The sequence below is a fragment of the Massilia agrisoli genome (assembly GCF_020831365.1).
GTDB lineage: Bacteria > Pseudomonadota > Gammaproteobacteria > Burkholderiales > Burkholderiaceae_D > Telluria_A > Telluria_A agrisoli.
Genome location: NZ_JAJHPV010000020.1, coordinates 409,286 through 427,139, shown reverse-complemented (window position 1 = coordinate 427,139; position 17,854 = coordinate 409,286). Strand labels below are relative to the sequence as shown.

The following is a 17,854-nucleotide window of genomic DNA, read 5'->3' as shown; positions in this document are numbered from 1 at the left end:
TTCACGGCGCATGAGCCAACAGTGTAACGTGTTACTTCGTTATGTGCGTCACGTTACATTGCAACTGTGCAAATGGGTGTTAGAAGGTCTTGCTGAAGTTGACTGCCAGGGTACGGCCACGCCCGGCGTAGGTATTTCCCGGGTCGGTTGCCGCCGCCGATTGCGAATAGTAGCCGACATACTGCTTGTCCAGCAGGTTTTCGATACTCACGCCAATCTTGCCATGACGCGTGTCCCAGGTTGCCGCCGCATCGACCAGGGTGTAGCCGTTGAAGTGTTCTTCCAGGCGGCTGGTGCCGACCATGCGGCCGATATTGATATCGCGGTCGAACAGGTGGGTCGCTTGCAGGCGCAGGCTGGACGCCGGCATCCACTTCCAGTTTGTGCCCAGCACGGCCTTGTCCGGTCCCTGCGAGCGGGCGCCGAGCGCGATGTCCATCGGCGCGCCCTGGGTGGCGGCGGTCTTGCCGTCGGTCTTGGCGTAGCTGCCGAAGGCGCTGACCGCGCGGGTCGGACGCCACTCGCCGCTCACTTCCCAGCCCTTGACGGTGGTCGGCACGCGCTCGACCAGGCCCACGCCGGCCGAAGTGATGCGGATTACGCTGCCCAGCTTGGAGCGCGAATCGTAGCGCGAGATGCCGAACTGGCCCTTCTCGCCGCGCCAGTTGACGCCGATTTCGTTATTGCGGGTCACGATAGGCTGCAGGCTGATCAGGTTCGACACCGACTGGTTCGGCTTGTTGACGCCACGCAGCACCAGGCCGGCGTCCGGCACGCCGAAGCCTTCCGAGCTGGCGGCAAACGCCGACCATTGCGGCGCGAAGCGCCAGACCGCGCCGATGTTCTTGACCGACTCCGAGAACTCGGCCGAGCCGCCCTGCACCGTCTGGCTGCCATAGGCGGCCAGCGTGGTGTAGGTGTCGACGTCCAGCTCGGCGATCTCATGGCGCACGCCGCCGCGCACGGTGACCGGGCCGAACTCGTACTCCAGCTGGGCGAACGGCGCGGTCGAATTGAACTTCAGCAGCGGCACCCAGGTGCGGTCGGTGATCGCCAGGCGCTGTTCGGTTTCATCGCGCAAAACGTCCACGCCCACCGTCGCCTCGAGGCCGGCAATCAAGGTATCCGGACGCACATAGGTGATGCGCGAGCCGAGCTTGTCGGCGAGGATCTGCGACTGGTCCCACAGGGTGCCCGATGGCGCGATGCGGGTGTCCTGGAAGGTGGCGACCTTGGTGGCGCCGTACAGCGATTCGAACTGGTGGCCGAACAGCTGGGCGCTGAACATGCCGCCAGCCAGGTCGGCATGGCGGTAATCCAGGCTGGCGCTGCGCACTTTGTTGCGCGGCGCTTCGCCGATCGGGGTGCCCGGCAGCGAGCTGGTCGGCACGCCTTCGGCCACGCTGCCCGGATCGTTCTTGTAGTCGCCGTCGCCTTCGAGGTTGAAGCGGTTCAGCGACAGCTGCAGGCGCTGGTTGCCAAAGGTTTTGCCGACCTTGACGAACAGGTCGTTGCCATGGGTGTCGAGGGTATCGCCCTGGACGGTGTCGATGCCCAGGCGGCGGCCGTTGCCGTCGTAGCTCATGCCGCGGCGCTGGATGGCCGCATAGCCGAGGAAGTCGAAGGCATCCGACTTGTGGCTGATCGAGTAGCCGGTCTTCCAGTCCAGATTATCGGAGCGGAACTGGGTCGAGGCGCGCAGGTTGACGCCATGGGTGGTGCCGTTGGTGCGCGGCGCCTTGGTAATGTAGTTGATGATGCCGCCGGTCGCGCCCATGCCCTGCACCGCCGAGGCGCCGTTGATGACTTCGATGCGCTCGATGATGAAGCTGTCGGCGAAGTAGCCTTCGCGCATGCCGGCGCGCAGCGGGTTCGACTGCGGAATGCCGTCGAGCAGGATCAGCGGCTGGCGGCCGCGCAGCGATTCGCCGGTGGACGTCATCTTCTGGCGGCTCGGCGCGTAGCCGGGAATATAGGTCGACAGCGCTTGCGACGGATCGTCGGCGATCAGGTACTGGGCCGCCAGGTCCTGCTGGCTGATCACGGAAATGGCGCCCGGGATCTTGTCGACGGCTTTTTCACCGCGCGTGGCGGTCACCACGACTTCCGCCATCTGCCCCTCTTCGGTGGCGACTGCCTGTTGTGCAAAGGCGTTGGCTGCCATGGTCATGCATGCTGCGGCAACGGCGCGGGAGAGAGGCTTGATAGAGGTCATGCGGCAAATATCCTTGATGAAAAAAACGGCATTTGCCGTTAAGCAATGTACAATACGAATGATAACGATTCTTATTTGATAAATCAAGCGTATCGAGAATTATTCTCATTTATACTGTCGCTTCGCTGACCTGAAATTGCACTATGAAACAATTCCTCCGCACCCTACACCTGTGGACCGGCCTCGTCTTCGGCGCCATCCTGGTCGTCCTCGGCCTGACCGGCTCGCTGCTGAGCTGGATCCATGAACTCGACAGCATGCTCAATCCGGGCCTGTTGCAGGTCGCGCCGCCGGCAAACATGCGCGCGGGCGATCCTTTCAAGGTGGATGCGGCGCTGGTGCAGGCGGCAACTGACACGCTGGTGGCGAACCCGGCATATGGCCGCCCGAGCATGCTGGAACTGCCCGAACGCGCCGGCGACGTCTTTGTGGCGTGGTACCGCCCTGCCCCGGCTGCCGGCGCGGCGCCGTGGAGCCAGGCGGTCACCCGCCAGGTGATGGTCGATCCGGCCAGGCTGGTTGTGTTGGGCGAACGCAACTGGGGCGAGGCAGGCTTGTCGCGCCCGCTCCTGATGCCCACCCTGTTCCACATCCACCGCTACCTGGTCGCAGGCGAGGTCGGCAAGGTGGTGATTGCGGTGACAGGGGTATCGCTGCTGTTGATGACGATCACCGGCATCATCCTGTGGTGGCCGAAGATGGCAAAGGCGGCGATCTGGAAGGCGATCACCGTGCGCCATGGCGGCTCGTGGCCGCGGTTCAGCTTCCAGCTGCATCGCGCGGGCGGGTTCTTTGCCGCGCCGGTGCTGCTGGTGACCGCGTTGTCAGGCGTCTATTTCAATATGCCGGCCTGGGTGACACCGGCCATCAAGGCCGTGTCCCACGTATCGCCAAACGGAAAACTGACGAACAAGAGCGAGGCCGGGTCGCGCGTCTCCGCTGCCGAGGCAGTCGCTGCCGCCCAGGCCGAATTTCCCAACGGCAGGGTTTCGCGCCTGTCGTTCCCGGCCAAGCCCGACCAGCCATTCGAGGCGCGCGTGCGCCAGCCCGGCGAACTGCGCATGGGCCCGGGGGCCACCCGCATCAGCATCGACTCCGGCAATGGCGCCGTGCTGCGCGTAATCGACCCGGTGCGTGCAACCGGCGGCGACAAATTCATCAGCTGGCTGTTCCCGCTGCATACCGGCGAAGCGTTCGGCACCGCTGGCCGGGTGTTCATCAGCCTGTTCGGCCTGGTGCCGCTGGCATTCTTCGTTACCGGGCTGGTGGTGTGGCTCAAGCTGCGCAGGCCTGCCAAGGCGCCGCGCCGCAAGCAAGCTGCCGCGGTCGCAGCCTGAGCCGCCCGAATCACTTACCCTGGGCTGGTACAAACTCCTGCATCACTGCCTTGCGGAGCAGTTGCGGCGGAACCAGTCCCTGGGCCAGCACGAAGTCGTTGAAGGCCTTGCGGTTGAACTTCTTGCGCAAGGCAACCTCGGCAGCCTGGCGCGTTTCCATCAGGCGCTGGTAGCCGTAGAAGTACGACGTGGCCTGGCCCGGCGAACGGAAGGTGTAGCGCTGCATTTCCTGCGTTGCCATGCCTTCGGACATGCCCACTTCATCCATCAGGAAACCCTTCACGCCTTCCGGCGAGATCTCGCCGAGGTTGACCATCGGATCGAGGAAAGCACGCGCCGCGCGCAGCATGCGCGCCTGCAGGGCGAACAGCTGGCCGTCGAGCGGCTCGTACGGTTGCATTTCCGCCTCGGCATAGAGCGCCCAGCCTTCCACGTTGACGCTGTTGAAGGCGAATACCGCGCGCGCCGTCGACACGCCGGTTTCTATCATCTTGGCAAACTGCAGCTCGTGCCCGGGACGTGCTTCATGCGCCGTGATCGACCAGGTGCCGGCCTGGTGGGTGAAGTCGTCAAAGGCCAGCGACTTGCCGCTGGCGTCGGGCGCCATGCCGGTGGTCAGGACAAACTCGCCGTACTCGCCGGTATTGCCGATCAAACGTGGCGGGTTCATGTGCGGCGCCGGGCTGCGGGCGTTTTCGGCTGCACTGGCGAGGCGGATCAGGGCTTTGCGCGACGGCATCGTGACGATGTCCTGTTTGCGCACCGCGTCTTCGATCTGGGCCAGGCGCTCGGCGTACAGCGGCATCACTTTTTCAGCCGGGATCTGCTCTTTCTTCAGTTCGAGCATCACCGCGCGGTAATCCGCGTTCGGCAAGTTGCGCTCGCGCGCGATCAAACCGGCCGTGATGTTCATCTGGTTGCGGATTTCCGCAAACGAGGTCAGCGCCTTGGCGATCAGTTCCTGCGGCGGAATGTCCACGCCGAACTGCTTCAGGTTGTTTGCGTAGACCTCGGCCGGCAAGCGATGGTCAAGGCGCGCGCGCGGCAAGATCTGCGACTTCACCTGCGCGTTGTATTGCGTCAGCTGCTTTTCCAGCACGGCGAAGCTTGCTTCCCAGCCTTTCAGGTCGCTCTTGGCGAGCAGGTCTTTCATGCCCGCGATCAGGGTCGGGCTGTTGTTGATGGCCTGCTCTACTTCGCCCTTGTACGGCCCCAGCAGGTTCTTGTTTGCCTTCAGGCGTTCCTGCAAGCGCTCGTTGGCCAGTTCGGTGGCCGGACGGTGGCCCTTTGCCAGCCCGGCATATTTCTCGAGGCGGACCAGCAAGGTTTTCTGGCGTTCCTTCGGAATGCGCGGGTCCAGGGTCGAACGGATCACGCCGAAAATCGTCTGGGTCAGGTCGTTGAACGGCATGAAGTATTTACGGTCAAGGCTGTTCGAGCGCATCTGGTCCTTTGCGCTGCCGATCAGGATTTCCAGGTCCTGCTTCACCTTTGGATCGGTCTCCGCCTTGAGGCGCTTTTCCAGTTCGGCGATCACCCCACGCAGGTCCTTGTTGCTTGGCTCGTACAGGTCGCGCGACAGGTCGGTGATCTGCTCGTCGAATCCATCCACGCCCAGCTGGCTGGCCCCCTCGGGCGAATACTTGGCAACCACATTCAGCAGCAGCTTGGCGTTGGCATTGCTCTTGGTAACCCATGGCAGTTCGGCCGCGGCAACCGGCAGCGACAGCAGCGCCAGCGTCAAGCCGCTCACCAGCGCGCGGACTTTGAGATTCGATGTCGACATTGAATTCCTTTTCGTTGTGTGAGGATGCGAATTTGAAACTGGTGGGAAGTATAGAAGCAATCGGAATGGCAGGCAAAGAATGCGCGGGTGCGCAACCAGCATAAAAAAACCGGCTCGCGCCGGTTGTTGGTGGTTTATTTCAGAATTCTTCCCAGTCCGATGCAGTGGCAAGCGCTGCCCGCGGCGCAACACGCAGCGGCGCCGCTTTCGGCTGCGGCTTGCGCACCGCCGGCGCCGGCTTCTTGGCGGCAGCGGCTTCAGGCTTGCCAGCGAGCTTGAAGACGCTCACCACGCGCAGCAGGCCCGCGGCCTGCTCGTCCATCGACGCGGCGGCGGCCGAAGCCTCCTCCACCAGCGCCGCGTTCTGCTGGGTCACTTCATCCATCTGCCCGACGGCCTGGTTGACCTGCTCGATGCCAGCGCTTTGCTCCTGGGTTGCCGCCATGATCTCGGCCATGATGTCGGTGACGCGGCGCACGCTGTCGACCACCTCGGTCATCGTCGCGCCAGCCTCGGCAACGAGCTTGTTGCCGGTGTCGACCTGCTGTACCGAATCAGCGATCAGCGACTTGATCTCTTTGGCGGCGACGGCCGAGCGCTGGGCCAGATTGCGCACTTCGCTGGCGACCACGGCGAAACCACGGCCCTGTTCGCCCGCGCGGGCTGCCTCGACGGCGGCATTCAGGGCGAGGATATTGGTCTGGAAGGCGATGCCATCGATCGTTGCGATGATATCGACGATCTTGCGCGATGAATTATCGATCGCCCCCATGGTCTCGACCACTTGCGCGACCACCTGCCCGCCCTTGCCGGCCACTGCCGCAGCCGATACGGCCATCTGGTTGGCCTGGCGCGCGTTGTCGGCATTCTGGCGCACGGTCGAGGACAGCTCCTCCATCGACGACGCCGTTTCTTCCAGCGAGCTTGCCTGCTCCTCGGTGCGGCTCGACAGGTCGAGGGTGCCGGCGGCAATCTGGCCTGCCGCAGTGGCGATCGTGTCGGTGCCGCTACGTACTTCATGCACGATACCGACCAGGCTGCCCTGCATCTGCTTGAGCGCCGCCACCAGGCGGCCAACTTCGTCGTTTGCGTCGACCGCAACCTCCGCCGTCAGGTCGCCTTCCGCCACACTCTGCGCAATCACCAGCGCGCCATGCAGCGAACGGGTGATGCTGCGGATAATCCACGCGCCGATCGCAACACCTGCCAGCACGCCGATGATCGTCAGCGAAATGGAAAGGATGCGCGACGCTTCATAGCGTTCCTGCGATGCGGCGTATTCCTGTTCGCCGATCGCCAGCTGCAGGCTCACCAGTTGCTCCATCACTTTGCCAAGCGGCGCGGACAGCTCGGCCATCGGGCCTTGCACGATCGCCTGGAGCGCGAGCGTATCGCCAGCGCGCATGGCCGCCAGGGCCGGGGTTAGGCTGCCCGCCACAAACTTCGCGCGCGCTTCGGCAAACTGTGCGGCGAGCGCTTTTTCTTCCGGCGTCAGGTAGGTGATGCTGTACGCTTTCCACAACGTGTTGATGGCTTCGATACGCTCGGTGACGCGGCGCGCCTCTTCCTGCTGCTGGTCGCCGGTCAGCAGGACGCTCTTGGCCACGGAGAGCTGGTTCTGCTGGTTGAGCGTTAGCATGCTGTGCAGCTGGCCAAGTGCGACCAGGCGGTCTTTGTAGATCGTCTCGATTGACTTGTTCGTTTCGCCCAGCGCTGACAGGCCGGTGAGCGAAATCACGCCGGCAATAACGCAGAGCAAACCAACGACAACCGCAAAGCGGACTTTGACTGTCACATTCCGGAACATGAGGCACCTATAGAGTAAGGATTTCGACCGCAACAACGCGCTCGGGCGCGGGCAACTGCAAGGCGCGAGATACGGATGCGCAGAGACACGCTGGCTGGTGGCCGGCGGTTTCAGGATCATGTACGTGGACGGGGGTTAGGTCCGGGCGCGGGCGCCTTGATGACCGGCTCTGCTTGCGCTTTTGCGGCCTGGAGACGCCATACTACTATCTTGCGCTGCGGAATTGTTGCACATTGTCACGATTCTGCCAGGGTGTTGTATGGCGCCCTCAGGTACGCGTGGCGGCGCACCGGATTAGTGCTGGAATGCACCGATTTGGAACACGTCGGCCGCCATCACGCGTAGCTGAGCGCCCTCGCCTTCCCCCAGAACACCCGGTACGAAAAGACGGTGTAGCCAATAATCGTTGGCAGCACGACCACAACCCCGACCAGGATGATCTCCAGCGACTCAGGCGCGCTAGCCGCCTGCCAGATTGTCATCCGGTCCACCAGCAGGTATGGAAAGAGGCTGTAGGCCAGGCCATTAAACGCCAGCAGGAAAGTCCCGACGGTGGCCGCAAACGGTACCCAGCAGAATGCGTGATTGCCGGCGGCGAGCAAAGCCGGAAGCCGGCGCAAAGTGAGATAGGTGAGGATGAATAATCCGGCTGTTACCGCTGGAATGGGCGCAAGCAGCAAGATCTCCGGGAAGGAGAACCACTTGTTGAATATCTGCTGGCTTACCAGGGGCGTGGCCACCGACACTGCCGCCACGCCCATGGCACACAGCAGCACGCTGCCACGCGCCCAGGCGACAGCGCGCAGTTGCAGTTCGCCTTCTGTTTTCATGATCAGCCAGGTGGCGCCCAGCAACGCATAACCGGCGAGCAGGCCTAGCGCCGTGAAGACGGCGAACGCCAGTTGCGGCGGGCCATAATTGAAACCGACGATGTAAAGCCCGATCATCAGCCCTTGCGCGAACGTGGCCAGCACCGAGCCGCCATAGAACGCCATGTTCCATGCGTGTTTGTGGTCGTCCCGCGCTTTTACCCGGAAATCGAAAGCGACGCCGCGCAGGATCAGGCCTAACAGCATCAGCGCGACGGGGAAATACAGCTCGCCCAAGATGACGCCATGCGCCATCGGAAATGCCACCAGCAGCAGCCCGACCCCAAGCACGAGCCAGGTTTCGTTGGCATCCCAGAATGGGCCGATCGACGCGATCATGGTGTCCTTGTCATCATCGCCTGCGCGCCGCAGGAGGATGCCGACGCCGAGGTCAAAGCCATCAAGGATGACATACGCCAGCATTGCCACCCCCATCAGGGCGAGGAACACCAGCGGCAGCCAGCCGGCGGGTTGGGACAGGTCAGGCATCATGGACTCCTAGAAATTAACCAGTTGTGATTGCGGGACAGGCAGCCCCGGCGCCGGATAGACGGGCTGGGCCCCCTTCCCCGCTCCGGCCTTGCGCGCGAGGTGGAACAGGACCGTGACGTAGGCCACGATGAGCGAGGCGTACAGCGCCAGGTACATGGCCAGCGTGGCGGCGACCATTGCCGTGGGCACGGGCGAGGCAGCCTGCGCGGTGGTGAGGACGCCGTACACCAGGTAGGGTTGCCGGCCAATCTCGGTGACATACCAGCCCGCCACGGTGGCGACCCAGCCGGAAAAACTCATGGCGACAAGGGCACGCGCCACCCAGGGCCTGACATCGCCGGCGCGCCGCAGCTGCCAGGCGGCCAGCCACGCGGTGGCCAGCATCAGCATGCCCACGCCAACCATCACGCGGAACGCCCAGAACACGGGGGCCACCGGCGGGTGCTTGTCGCCGAATGCATTGACGCCCTGCAGTTCGCCGTCCAGTTCATGCGTCAGGATGATGCTGGCCATATTGGGCACGGCGAGCTCGAAGTGATTGGTCCGTTGCGTTGCATCGGGAAGCGCGAACAACAGCAGCGGCGCGCCGCGCTCGGTTTCCCAGATGCCTTCCATCGCGGCCACCTTCGCCGGCTGGTGTTTGAGCGTATTTAAGCCATGCATGTCGCCGACGAGGATCTGCACCGGAATCAGCAATGCCGCCAGCACGACACCGGTTTTGAGCGCCGACATTACCGCCGGGGTGCGATCGTGGCGCAGCCAGCGATAAGCCGAAATACCCGCAATGAGGAACGACACCGTCAAGCCCGACGCAATCAGCATGTGGGTCAGGCGGTATGGCATGGAAGGATTGAACACGATCGCCAGCCAGTCGGTGGCATGGGCCTGGCCATTGATCATCTCAAAGCCGGCCGGCGTGTGCATCCATGAATTGAGCGCGATGATCCAGAAGGCTGACAGGGTGGTGCCGCCCGCCACCAGGCAGGTGGCGATCGTATGCACTTTGTTCGACACGCGCTGGGCGCCGAACAGCATAATCCCGAGGAAAGTCGCTTCGAGGAAGAAGGCGGTTAATACTTCGTACGCCAGCAGCGGGCCGGCGATATTCCCGACCGTTTCCATGAAGCCCGGCCAGTTGGTACCGAACTGGAAGCTCATGGTAATTCCGGATACCACGCCAAGCGCGAATGTCAGCGCAAATATCTTGACCCAGAACTGATAAGCCTCGGCCCATTTTGCGTCGCCGGTTTTATTGTGGCGAAGCTTAAAGAACAGCAGTACCCAGCCCAATGCGATGGAAATCGTCGGGAACAGGATATGGAAAGTGATATTTCCCGCAAACTGAATGCGGGCCAGCATAAGGGGATCAACCACAGCGCTCTCCGTGAGAAATGACCTGTTTATCCAGATTCGTTTTCATCATAGGGACTCACGCGCGCGCGGGGAATGCGTCATAACGTCGCACCCTGCCGCCCTCGCTATGCGCTCCGATATAATCGGACCATGATCTTCTCCCCTGCCCCGAAAGCTTTGCCGCAGCACGAAATCCTGCGCCGGCTCATGTGGATGCGCGTAATCGCCATCACCGGCCAGTTCAGCGCAGTGGCGACGGCGCACTGGTGGCTGGGCATTGACTTGCCGCTGGCGCCGATGCTGACCGTGATCGTTTTGCTGGCCGCATTTAACGCGTGGACCTGGTGGAGTTTGCGTAAAGCCCGCCTGACGGGAGACGGGACCTTGTTCATCCAGCTCTTCGTCGATCTGCTGGCTTTATCCAGCCTGCTGTTTTTCTCGGGCGGCGCGACCAACCCGTTCGTCTCCGTTTACCTCCCCGCGCTTGCCGTTGCGGCTGCGATCCTGCCGTGGGGCTTCTCGCTGTTGCTGGCCATATTTTCCCTGGCATGTTATTCGCTGATGATGACCTTGTACGTGCCGCTGCAAATCGTCCCCGGCGAACGCGCTTTCACCTATCACCTGGCCGGCATGTGGGCGAATTTCGCCTTGTCCGCCGCGCTCATTACGTGGTTCGTTGCGCGCATGTCGAGCACCCTGCGCGAGCGCGACGCCCAACTGGCGCGCGCGCGCCAGCAGCACCTGCAGAACGAGCAAATCGTCGCCCTGGGCACCCAAGCGGCCAGCGCAGCGCACGAGATCGGCACACCGCTTGCAACGATCGCCGTGATAGCGGGCGACCTGCTGCATGAAATGAAGAAGCATCCATCGCTGATGCAGTTCCGCGACGACCTCGCCGCAATCGAAACGCAAATCGCCGTGTGCAAAACATCGCTCGACCGGCTCGGCAAGCACGCCGGCGCGGATGCGGCGTCGGCTGCGCACACCGTCGTCATTGGCCAATGGCTGGCACGCTTTATCGAAGGCTGGCGCCTGCGCCACCCCGGCGCCCGGCTCGAACTGGCGCTGGCGCAAAGCGACGCGCGCATCGCCAACACGGGGGCTGTCGGACAGATTTTGTTGACCCTGCTTGACAATGCCGCGCGCGCCGCAGCACCTGGCGATACGCCGATTTCGCTGTCGCTAAGCGTAGACGCGCACACCGCCACCATTCGCATACAAGATCATGGCGCGGGCATCGCGCCCGACCTGTTAAAGCAACTCGGCCATGACCAGGTCAGCAGCACGACGGGCGGACAGGGAATGGGACTGATGCTGGCTTTTGCGACCGCGCGGCAGATCGGTGCGGAGATTCGATTGTCCTCGACCGCTGCCGGCGGGACGCTTGCAGCGATTTCGCTTCCGCTCGCATAATGCCGACCTTCCTGGTCCTCGATGATGATGAAGTGTTCTCCGCGACACTGGCGAGGTCGCTGGGCCGGCGCGGTTTCGAGACCACAGTCGCGCACACTGGCGAGCAAGCCTTGCTCGCGGCAGCGACGACGGCGTTTGATTTTGTGACGATCGACCTGCATCTCGCGAAGGATTCGGGCTTGCAGTGGATTGTCCCCTTGCGCAAGGCATTGCCGCACGCGAGCATGCTGGTGCTGACCGGGTACGCGAGCATTGCGACGACCGTCCAGGCGATCAAGCTCGGCGCCGACGATTACCTGGCCAAGCCTGCGAACGTGGATTCGATTTTGTCGGCGCTCAAGGCCAGCCCGGATGGTGACGGGGCGGCCGATTCCGCGAGAGCGCCGGTGCCGCTGACGGTGGACCGACTGGAATGGGAACACATCCAGCGCGTTCTCGCCGAACATGACGGGAACATTTCGTCCACCGCGCGCGCATTGAACATGCATCGCCGCACACTGCAGCGCAAGCTTGGCAAGAAGCCCGTTGCGCGCTAGCCTGGCCGGGCCCGGCGCTGCAACAGATAAAGCGCAACCGAGCAAGCCCCCCTCCCCCCTTGATGCGTTAGAGACTCGTTTTTGCGAAGCGGCAAGAGGCTAGCTGCCTTCTATTGCGCTAGAGCACGTCAACATTTTCCGCCTCCTCCAAAGTGATCGCTTGACGAAAAGCCGGAGGTCTAAATGCCACACGTATATCGAGAAGTTCAATCGCTCGAGCGACACGCGTTGGTTGACGGCGGAGATTGCGTCGCGCTCATCAAAGCATTAGCGCCGGGTTTGAAAGGATTGGCTACCTCATCTTGGCGGCCAGGGGTCAAGGTTGTGGACAGCCGTGGATTGCAACCGGGGACGGCCATCGCCACCTTTGTCGACGGGCGCTATCCGAACAAGCCCACTGGAAATCATGCCGCGTTTTTTCTGTCCTATTCGGGAAACGCGATATGGGTGATGGACCAATGGAAGAACGACGACAAGAGGCCCTGGGTCGCTTCCCGCCTAATCCGGCCTGGTCTTAAACATCGTGACGGGACATTGCGCGACCCGAGCAATGCCGCCGAAGCCTATTACGTGATCGAGATGAAATGATGCGCGCACTTGCCCTGTACCTACTAGCCCTTCCCTTCGCCGTCGCCTCCGAGCCGAAAACATCATGCCCGCTGATTCTGCAAAAAGACGCTGTCAACGTGCACGCTCCTACGGGTTGGACAGGGTACAACCCGTCCTTCGTTCGTTTGACTGGATTTGGCATGATGGCCGGCCCACCCGACTCGATGACCTATCTCGTCCCGTTCAAGACCGACAAGACTAAAGGGGTTGGCGTTCAAAAATGGATCTTTGGCGGTGACGATGAGAAGTGGCTCTATTGCACATACGATGGCGGCGGCGCTATTCAGATTTCAAAGCGCATGCCAGACAGCGCGACGGAATGCTCAATCATCTACACAGACGCGAAGCTTGGCGGGGTGGCGGAGATGCACGCTGCGTGTAGCGCCCGCCCGATCAGCCAGCCGTCCGATGCGAAGTCTTCGCCAACTCGACCGGCGGCTCGACCATGACCTGCACGGTCGACTCCTGTTTTAGGATTTTGCTGGATTACGCTGGACGATCGAAGTGCCCATGGAACCAAAAAAGAAAAAGCCCTTGAAATTCAAGGGCTTTTTCAAATGCTGGCGGAGAGGGTGGGATTCGAACCCACGGTAGGGGGAAACCCTACGCCTGATTTCGAGTCAGGTACATTCGACCACTCTGCCACCTCTCCGGTGTTCTAATCGAGCCCTTGGCTGCCAAAGCAGCACAAGTGTGGTCTGGTATTTCTGTCTTGCGACAATCGCGTACTGCGGCGAAGACAAGATTATAGACAACGCCCATCAAAAACGGAAGAGCGAAATTCAAAAAAACCTGATTATTTTCCTCTTCCGCAACTTTTCGCGTCAGCCTGCCGGGGTCAGGCGCTCCATGCCACCCATGTACGGACGCAGCACTTCCGGGATCACCACGCTGCCGTCGGCTTGCTGGTAGTTCTCCAGCACCGCGACCAGGGTGCGCCCGACTGCCAGGCCGGAGCCGTTCAGCGTGTGCACCAGCTCAGGCTTGCCCTGGGCATTGCGGAAGCGTGCCTGCATGCGGCGTGCCTGGAAAGCTTCGCAGTTCGACAGCGACGAAATCTCGCGGTAGGTATTCTGCGCTGGCAACCATACTTCGAGGTCGTAGGTCTTGGTGGCGCCGAAGCCCATGTCGCCAGTGCACAGCGACATGACGCGATAAGGCAAGCCGAGCGTCTTGAGAATGGTCTCTGCGTGGCCGACCATTTCTTCCAGCGCGTCGTACGAGGTTTCCGGATGCACGACCTGGACCATTTCGACTTTGTCGAACTGGTGTTGGCGAATCATGCCGCGGGTGTCGCGGCCGTAGCTGCCTGCTTCCGAGCGGAAGCACGGGGTGTGCGCCGTCATCTTCATCGGCAACTGGTCGGCGGCAACGATTTCATCGCGCACCAGGTTGGTCAGCGACACTTCGGATGTCGGGATCAGGTAGAAGTTCTCGCCCTCGCCTTCCGCGCCGCCCTTCTTCACCGAGAACAGGTCGGCTTCGAATTTCGGCAGCTGGCCGGTGCCGCGCAGCGAGTCGGCGTTGACCAGGTACGGGGTGTAGCACTCGGTGTAGCCGTGCTCGCCCGTGTGGGTATTGAGCATGTACTGCGCGAGCGCGCGGTGCAGGCGGGCGATGCCGCCTTTCATCACAGAGAAGCGCGATCCGGTCAGCTTGGTCGCGACGTCGAAATCGAGGCCGAGCGGGCCGCCGACGTCGACGTGGTCTTTCACTTCGAAGTCAAACGCAGGCGGCGTGCCGACCTTGCGTACTTCGACGTTGCCGCTTTCATCGGTGCCCACTGGCACGGATGCGTGCGGCAGGTTCGGGACCGATTCCATGAAGGCCGCCAGTTTGGCTTGCACGTCGGCCAGCGAGGTTTCGTTCGCCTTCAGCTCATCGCCCAGGCCGCCGACTTCCGCCATCAGGGCCGAGGTGTCTTCACCCTTGCCCTTCATCATGCCGATCTGCTTGGACAGCGAATTGCGCTTGCCCTGCAGCTCTTCGGTGCGCGTCTGGATCGCTTTACGCTCCGCTTCGAGGGCGTTGAATCCTGCCACGTCGAGCTGGAACTTGCGGGTCGCGAGGCGCGCCGCGACGTTGTCGATGTCTTTGCGAAGTAATTGGATGTCTATCATTTGTCGGGATGGGCGGATATGGCGAAACCGCAATTGTACCAAGCCGACAGGCATTTCCTGCGAGTTTCACGATGCAGCCAACTGCGCCGTGCCCGCTACCTCGTTTATATCAATCGAGCTGTGCTTTTTCGGCGGCGGTCAGGCGCTTGCCTTTGATGACGACCACTTGCATGTTGGCGTCGGAAGCCAAGGCAACCTGGACTGCGGTGGCAGCGCGGTAGTTCGGGACTTCAGCCGTTGCGTACGCCGCAAACGTGCACAGGACGGTGGCTGCAAGGAAGACGGCTTCGGCGTTTTTACGGATGTTCATGGTGGGCTCCTTAGTGCGGTGCGGGTTGGTATGGTGGTACTTTAACCACCCGCAGCACCAGTAGCCACCGGCTTGCGATGAAGCGCCGGAATCGCGGAACAAGCTGTAAAAATCACGGATTGAGGCGTTTCCAGCACCCGCCCCTCTACTCTAAGGCAGGGCGCCAGCCGCATCAGCGGCGTCAACGCCGGGGTGCAGCAGCGTGATGCGTAGCTCGGTTCGCACCGGCGCGAGCATCGGCTCGGACATCAGTTGCACAGTGCTTACGGCGCCGGCATTGTAGGCTTGGCCGGCGAATTTCACGGCCAGCTGATGGTTACTGAGCCTTGCGCTGGCCCGGGCGAGCGCCCAGGCCAACTGGCCAGACTTGTCCTCATGGTCTTGCAGGTAATCCATGCCCTCGTCCTGCGCTTCCTTGAACTTTCCTTCTGAGATTTTTCGATTGACGCTGGCCGTTACGTCGTGCACATCGGCCGGAAGAATTGCGCTCGCGATTTGCGCACCGACCTCCGTGCCGCAGCCAGCCTGCAAACTCATCAGGCCGACCATTGCAGATAATGCCGCTGCACGCACCAGTTTCGATTTCAGTTTCATACCCCGCCCCGATTGCTCTAATATTTAGAGCGAAACTCTACATAAGAAACTGGTTCCTGTACAGAAATTAGTTCAACTCTGGTAAGATTTTAAATCTAGCGCGGCGCGGCCGAGCGGGGAGAGGCCAGGGTGAGCAGGGCTTTGGCTGAATACAGCACGACGAGTGTGCCAGCGAGGTCGCCGGCAGCCATGACCAGAAAGCCCGAGAGCAGGTTGTCCTGCCCGCGCAACGCGAACCATACGTGGTGCAGCAAGGGACTCGCAATCGAGAACACGACCGCGTAGGCGAGCAGGCGCGTTGGCGTCAGGTCCGCCAGCGACGTACGCGCTCCGGCCAGCCAACCAGCACCGCGATACACAAGGTAGGGAGCAGCGGCGGCGATGACGCCGCCTACGAACGAGCGCAGCACATCATCGGGGAAGAAATACAGGAAGCAGACGCCCCAGGAAACAAGCAGCAGGCCAACCGCCCCGGCTTCGGCGAACAGCAGGATGCACAGCAGGCGCATTCCGGCGGGCAGGTAGATCCAGTTGATACCGCGAGCGAATTCGAGCTGCGTAAATAGCAGTTCGTTCAGGACGAGAGCAAAGCAAAAAAGAAGAACGGTAGCACAAGCCATGTACACGTTGAGACGAGCTTGCGACATCGTTGAGCTACCCACAGTTATTGACAATCAAAAGTATATACATACAGTAAGTAAGCTGCAATAAATCATCAATGACGCCAACCTGATACAGATGACCAAGCCCACCCGCCCTGCCGACCTGTACCTGCGCTTCCTGAACCTGACGGCAGCGTTGCGCGGCCTGCCATCGCTACCCGCACTCGATCCATTGGAGGAGCGGATCCTCGAACTGGTGGCGCGTGCCGGGCAGGCGAACAGCCGGCTGAGCGTACGGGACGTGATGGCGCGTGACGAACTGGGTGCGCCGGCCACGCTTCATACGCGGCTGAAATCGATGCGGGAAAAAGGGTGGATCACGCTGTCGGATACGGAAGACAGCCGTCGAAAGCAGGTCGAACTGACGCAGGCTGCACTATCTTATTTTGACGAATTGTCTGCTGCCATGGTGAAGGCAGCGCGAAACGGTTAAGGCGTCAATCCCGGGCCTGCGCATCTTCATCGAGGCTGCGCAGCCACGCCAGTTTCTCGGCGATCTTGGCTTCGATGCCGCGCGGGACCGGCTCGTACCAGCGCGGTTCGGCCATGCCGTCGGGGAGGTAGGTTTCGCCAGCCGCATAGGCATTCGGTTCATCATGCGCGTAGCGGTACTCGTGGCCGTAGCCGAGTTCCTTCATCAGCTTGGTCGGCGCGTTGCGCAGGTGGACCGGCACTTCGCGCGACTTGTCTTTTTTGACGAACGCCATCGCGCGGTTGTACGCGTTGTAGCCGGCATTGCTCTTTGCCGCAATTGCAAGGTAGATCACCGCTTGCCCCAGCGCCAGTTCGCCTTCTGGTGAACCGAGCCGTTCATAGGTCGCCGCGGCATCGTTGGCCAGCTGGATGGCGCGCGGGTCGGCAATGCCGATGTCTTCCCATGCCATGCGCACGATGCGGCGCGACAGGTATTTGGCGTCGGCGCCACCATCAAGCATGCGGCACAGCCAGTACAGGGCAGCGTCAGGATGCGAGCCGCGCACGGACTTGTGCAGCGCAGATATCTGGTCGTAGAAGTTGTCCCCGCCCTTGTCGAAACGGCGCGAATTGAGCGTCAGCGCGTTATCGACGAATTCGCCGGTGATGGTGGTGATGCCTGAGGTTTCCGCCGAGGTCTTGGTTTGTTCCAGCAAGTTAAGGAAGCGGCGCGCGTCGCCGTCGGCGTAACCGATCAGCGTGGCGATTGCTACTTCATCGAATTTAAGATGCTGCAGAACCCTTTCCTGCGCGCGCTTGAGCAGCTGGAGCATCTCGGCGTCCGTCAGCGCTTTCAATACATATACTTGCGAGCGCGACAGCAGCGCCGAGTTGACTTCAAACGAAGGGTTCTCGGTGGTGGCGCCGATCAGGGTGACGAGGCCAGATTCAACAAATGGCAGCAAGGCGTCCTGCTGCGACTTGTTGAAGCGGTGGATCTCGTCGATGAACAGGATGGTGTGCTTGCCGCCGGCCAGGTAATGCTCAGCCTGTTCGATGGATGCGCGGATGTCTTTCACGCCGGACAGCACCGCCGACAGCGCGATGAATTCGCATCCGAAGGCATTGGCGGTCAGGCGCGCGAGCGTGGTCTTGCCGACGCCCGGAGGGCCCCAGAGGATCATCGAGTGCGGCTTGCCGGACTTGAATACGAGATTCAGCGGCTTGCCGGGGGCCAGCAAATGGCTCTGCCCGATCACCTCGTCGATGGTGGCCGGGCGCAACGCCTCGGCCAGTGGCGGCGAAGGCTCGGTCTTGAAAAGGTCATCCACGGGTGG

The 17,854-nt window shown here is 61.9% G+C and carries 16 protein-coding genes and 1 tRNA gene; 6 read left to right on the top strand and 11 right to left on the bottom strand.

Translation table 11 applies throughout. The features are described from left to right. Nucleotides 1–79: 79 nt before the first annotated feature. The gene (locus tag LMJ30_RS18580) at nucleotides 80–2,170 is read right to left on the bottom strand and encodes a TonB-dependent receptor (protein ID WP_229433919.1); all 2,091 of its coding nucleotides are present in this window, start codon (nucleotides 2,168–2,170) and stop codon (nucleotides 80–82) included. A 188-nt stretch (nucleotides 2,171–2,358) separates the two neighbouring features. Between LMJ30_RS18580 and LMJ30_RS18575 the strand changes: the two genes are divergently transcribed. Next, nucleotides 2,359–3,552: a PepSY-associated TM helix domain-containing protein gene (locus LMJ30_RS18575; RefSeq protein WP_229433918.1), complete on the top strand. Its 1,194-nt coding sequence runs from the start codon at nucleotides 2,359–2,361 to the stop codon at nucleotides 3,550–3,552. Between the two features lie 10 nt (nucleotides 3,553–3,562). Here the strand turns inward: LMJ30_RS18575 and LMJ30_RS18570 are convergent, their stop codons facing one another. The 4 genes from LMJ30_RS18570 to LMJ30_RS18550 form a co-directional block, all read right to left on the bottom strand. Then, nucleotides 3,563–5,338 (bottom strand): DUF885 domain-containing protein, encoded by a 1,776-nt coding sequence (locus tag LMJ30_RS18570; protein WP_229433916.1) that lies wholly within the window; start codon nucleotides 5,336–5,338, stop codon nucleotides 3,563–3,565. Between the two features lie 139 nt (nucleotides 5,339–5,477). Then, nucleotides 5,478–7,133 (bottom strand): methyl-accepting chemotaxis protein, encoded by a 1,656-nt coding sequence (locus LMJ30_RS18565; protein ID WP_371873045.1) that lies wholly within the window; start codon nucleotides 7,131–7,133, stop codon nucleotides 5,478–5,480. 347 nt (nucleotides 7,134–7,480) lie between these two features. Further along, nucleotides 7,481–8,503 (bottom strand): cytochrome d ubiquinol oxidase subunit II, encoded by a 1,023-nt coding sequence (locus tag LMJ30_RS18555; RefSeq protein ID WP_229434052.1) that lies wholly within the window; start codon nucleotides 8,501–8,503, stop codon nucleotides 7,481–7,483. A 9-nt stretch (nucleotides 8,504–8,512) separates the two neighbouring features. Further along, nucleotides 8,513–9,865 (bottom strand): cytochrome ubiquinol oxidase subunit I, encoded by a 1,353-nt coding sequence (locus tag LMJ30_RS18550; RefSeq protein WP_229434050.1) that lies wholly within the window; start codon nucleotides 9,863–9,865, stop codon nucleotides 8,513–8,515. A gap of 144 nt (nucleotides 9,866–10,009) precedes the next feature. Here LMJ30_RS18550 and LMJ30_RS18545 point away from each other — a divergent pair, with 144 nt between their 5' ends. The 4 genes from LMJ30_RS18545 to LMJ30_RS18530 all read left to right on the top strand — a co-directional run bounded on the left by LMJ30_RS18545 (nucleotide 10,010) and on the right by LMJ30_RS18530 (nucleotide 12,866). Next, nucleotides 10,010–11,272 (top strand): ATP-binding protein, encoded by a 1,263-nt coding sequence (locus LMJ30_RS18545; protein ID WP_229433914.1) that lies wholly within the window; start codon nucleotides 10,010–10,012, stop codon nucleotides 11,270–11,272. Beyond that, entirely contained in the window at nucleotides 11,272–11,808 is a 537-nt protein-coding gene (locus LMJ30_RS18540; protein ID WP_229433912.1) for a response regulator transcription factor, read from the top strand. Before LMJ30_RS18545 ends, LMJ30_RS18540 begins: the two co-directional genes overlap by 1 nt. A gap of 183 nt (nucleotides 11,809–11,991) precedes the next feature. Beyond that, a complete protein-coding gene (locus LMJ30_RS18535; protein ID WP_229433910.1) occupies nucleotides 11,992–12,396 on the top strand; it encodes a BPSL0067 family protein in 405 nt (134 codons plus the stop codon). After that, nucleotides 12,393–12,866, top strand: a complete 474-nt coding sequence (locus tag LMJ30_RS18530) for an STY0301 family protein (protein ID WP_229433908.1) — start codon at nucleotides 12,393–12,395, stop codon at nucleotides 12,864–12,866. Before LMJ30_RS18535 ends, LMJ30_RS18530 begins: the two co-directional genes overlap by 4 nt. 112 nt (nucleotides 12,867–12,978) lie before the next feature. On the opposite strand, the gene LMJ30_RS18525 is transcribed toward LMJ30_RS18530, so the two are convergent. The 5 genes from LMJ30_RS18525 to LMJ30_RS18505 all read right to left on the bottom strand — a co-directional run bounded on the left by LMJ30_RS18525 (nucleotide 12,979) and on the right by LMJ30_RS18505 (nucleotide 16,088). Next, nucleotides 12,979–13,069 (bottom strand) — tRNA-Ser (locus LMJ30_RS18525). A 172-nt stretch (nucleotides 13,070–13,241) separates the two neighbouring features. Then, a complete protein-coding gene (gene serS / locus LMJ30_RS18520) occupies nucleotides 13,242–14,537 on the bottom strand; it encodes a serine--tRNA ligase (RefSeq protein ID WP_229433906.1) in 1,296 nt (431 codons plus the stop codon). 109 nt (nucleotides 14,538–14,646) lie between these two features. Beyond that, a complete protein-coding gene (locus tag LMJ30_RS18515; protein ID WP_229433904.1) occupies nucleotides 14,647–14,847 on the bottom strand; it encodes a hypothetical protein in 201 nt (66 codons plus the stop codon). Between the two features lie 150 nt (nucleotides 14,848–14,997). Further along, the gene (locus tag LMJ30_RS18510) at nucleotides 14,998–15,441 is read right to left on the bottom strand and encodes a hypothetical protein (RefSeq protein ID WP_229433903.1); all 444 of its coding nucleotides are present in this window, start codon (nucleotides 15,439–15,441) and stop codon (nucleotides 14,998–15,000) included. Nucleotides 15,442–15,536: 95 nt separating this feature from the next. Further along, entirely contained in the window at nucleotides 15,537–16,088 is a 552-nt protein-coding gene (locus LMJ30_RS18505) for a hypothetical protein (protein ID WP_229433901.1), read from the bottom strand. A gap of 91 nt (nucleotides 16,089–16,179) precedes the next feature. Here LMJ30_RS18505 and LMJ30_RS18500 point away from each other — a divergent pair, with 91 nt between their 5' ends. Beyond that, on the top strand, nucleotides 16,180–16,536 hold the full coding sequence (locus LMJ30_RS18500) for a winged helix-turn-helix domain-containing protein (protein WP_229433900.1): 357 nt from the start codon (nucleotides 16,180–16,182) through the stop codon (nucleotides 16,534–16,536). A 4-nt stretch (nucleotides 16,537–16,540) separates the two neighbouring features. Here LMJ30_RS18500 and LMJ30_RS18495 read toward each other — a convergent pair whose 3' ends face one another. After that, nucleotides 16,541–17,848 (bottom strand): replication-associated recombination protein A, encoded by a 1,308-nt coding sequence (locus LMJ30_RS18495; protein ID WP_229433898.1) that lies wholly within the window; start codon nucleotides 17,846–17,848, stop codon nucleotides 16,541–16,543. Between the last annotated feature and the right edge of the window lie 6 nt (nucleotides 17,849–17,854).

Excerpts from the sequence above, each read along its gene's own strand:
- LMJ30_RS18580 (WP_229433919.1), bottom strand. The coding sequence starts at position 2,170 with ATGACCATGGCAGCCAACGCCTTTGCACAACAGGCAGTCGCCACCGAA.
- LMJ30_RS18575 (WP_229433918.1), top strand. The coding sequence starts at position 2,359 with ATGAAACAATTCCTCCGCACCCTACACCTGTGGACCGGCCTCGTCTTC.
- LMJ30_RS18570 (WP_229433916.1), bottom strand. The coding sequence starts at position 5,338 with ATGTCGACATCGAATCTCAAAGTCCGCGCGCTGGTGAGCGGCTTGACG.
- LMJ30_RS18555 (WP_229434052.1), bottom strand. The coding sequence starts at position 8,503 with ATGCCTGACCTGTCCCAACCCGCCGGCTGGCTGCCGCTGGTGTTCCTC.
- LMJ30_RS18550 (WP_229434050.1), bottom strand. The coding sequence starts at position 9,865 with ATGCTGGCCCGCATTCAGTTTGCGGGAAATATCACTTTCCATATCCTG.
- LMJ30_RS18545 (WP_229433914.1), top strand. The coding sequence starts at position 10,010 with ATGATCTTCTCCCCTGCCCCGAAAGCTTTGCCGCAGCACGAAATCCTG.
- LMJ30_RS18540 (WP_229433912.1), top strand. The coding sequence starts at position 11,272 with ATGCCGACCTTCCTGGTCCTCGATGATGATGAAGTGTTCTCCGCGACA.
- LMJ30_RS18535 (WP_229433910.1), top strand. The coding sequence starts at position 11,992 with ATGCCACACGTATATCGAGAAGTTCAATCGCTCGAGCGACACGCGTTG.
- LMJ30_RS18530 (WP_229433908.1), top strand. The coding sequence starts at position 12,393 with ATGATGCGCGCACTTGCCCTGTACCTACTAGCCCTTCCCTTCGCCGTC.
- serS (WP_229433906.1), bottom strand. The coding sequence starts at position 14,537 with ATGATAGACATCCAATTACTTCGCAAAGACATCGACAACGTCGCGGCG.
- LMJ30_RS18515 (WP_229433904.1), bottom strand. The coding sequence starts at position 14,847 with ATGAACATCCGTAAAAACGCCGAAGCCGTCTTCCTTGCAGCCACCGTC.
- LMJ30_RS18510 (WP_229433903.1), bottom strand. The coding sequence starts at position 15,441 with ATGAAACTGAAATCGAAACTGGTGCGTGCAGCGGCATTATCTGCAATG.
- LMJ30_RS18505 (WP_229433901.1), bottom strand. The coding sequence starts at position 16,088 with ATGTCGCAAGCTCGTCTCAACGTGTACATGGCTTGTGCTACCGTTCTT.
- LMJ30_RS18500 (WP_229433900.1), top strand. The coding sequence starts at position 16,180 with ATGACCAAGCCCACCCGCCCTGCCGACCTGTACCTGCGCTTCCTGAAC.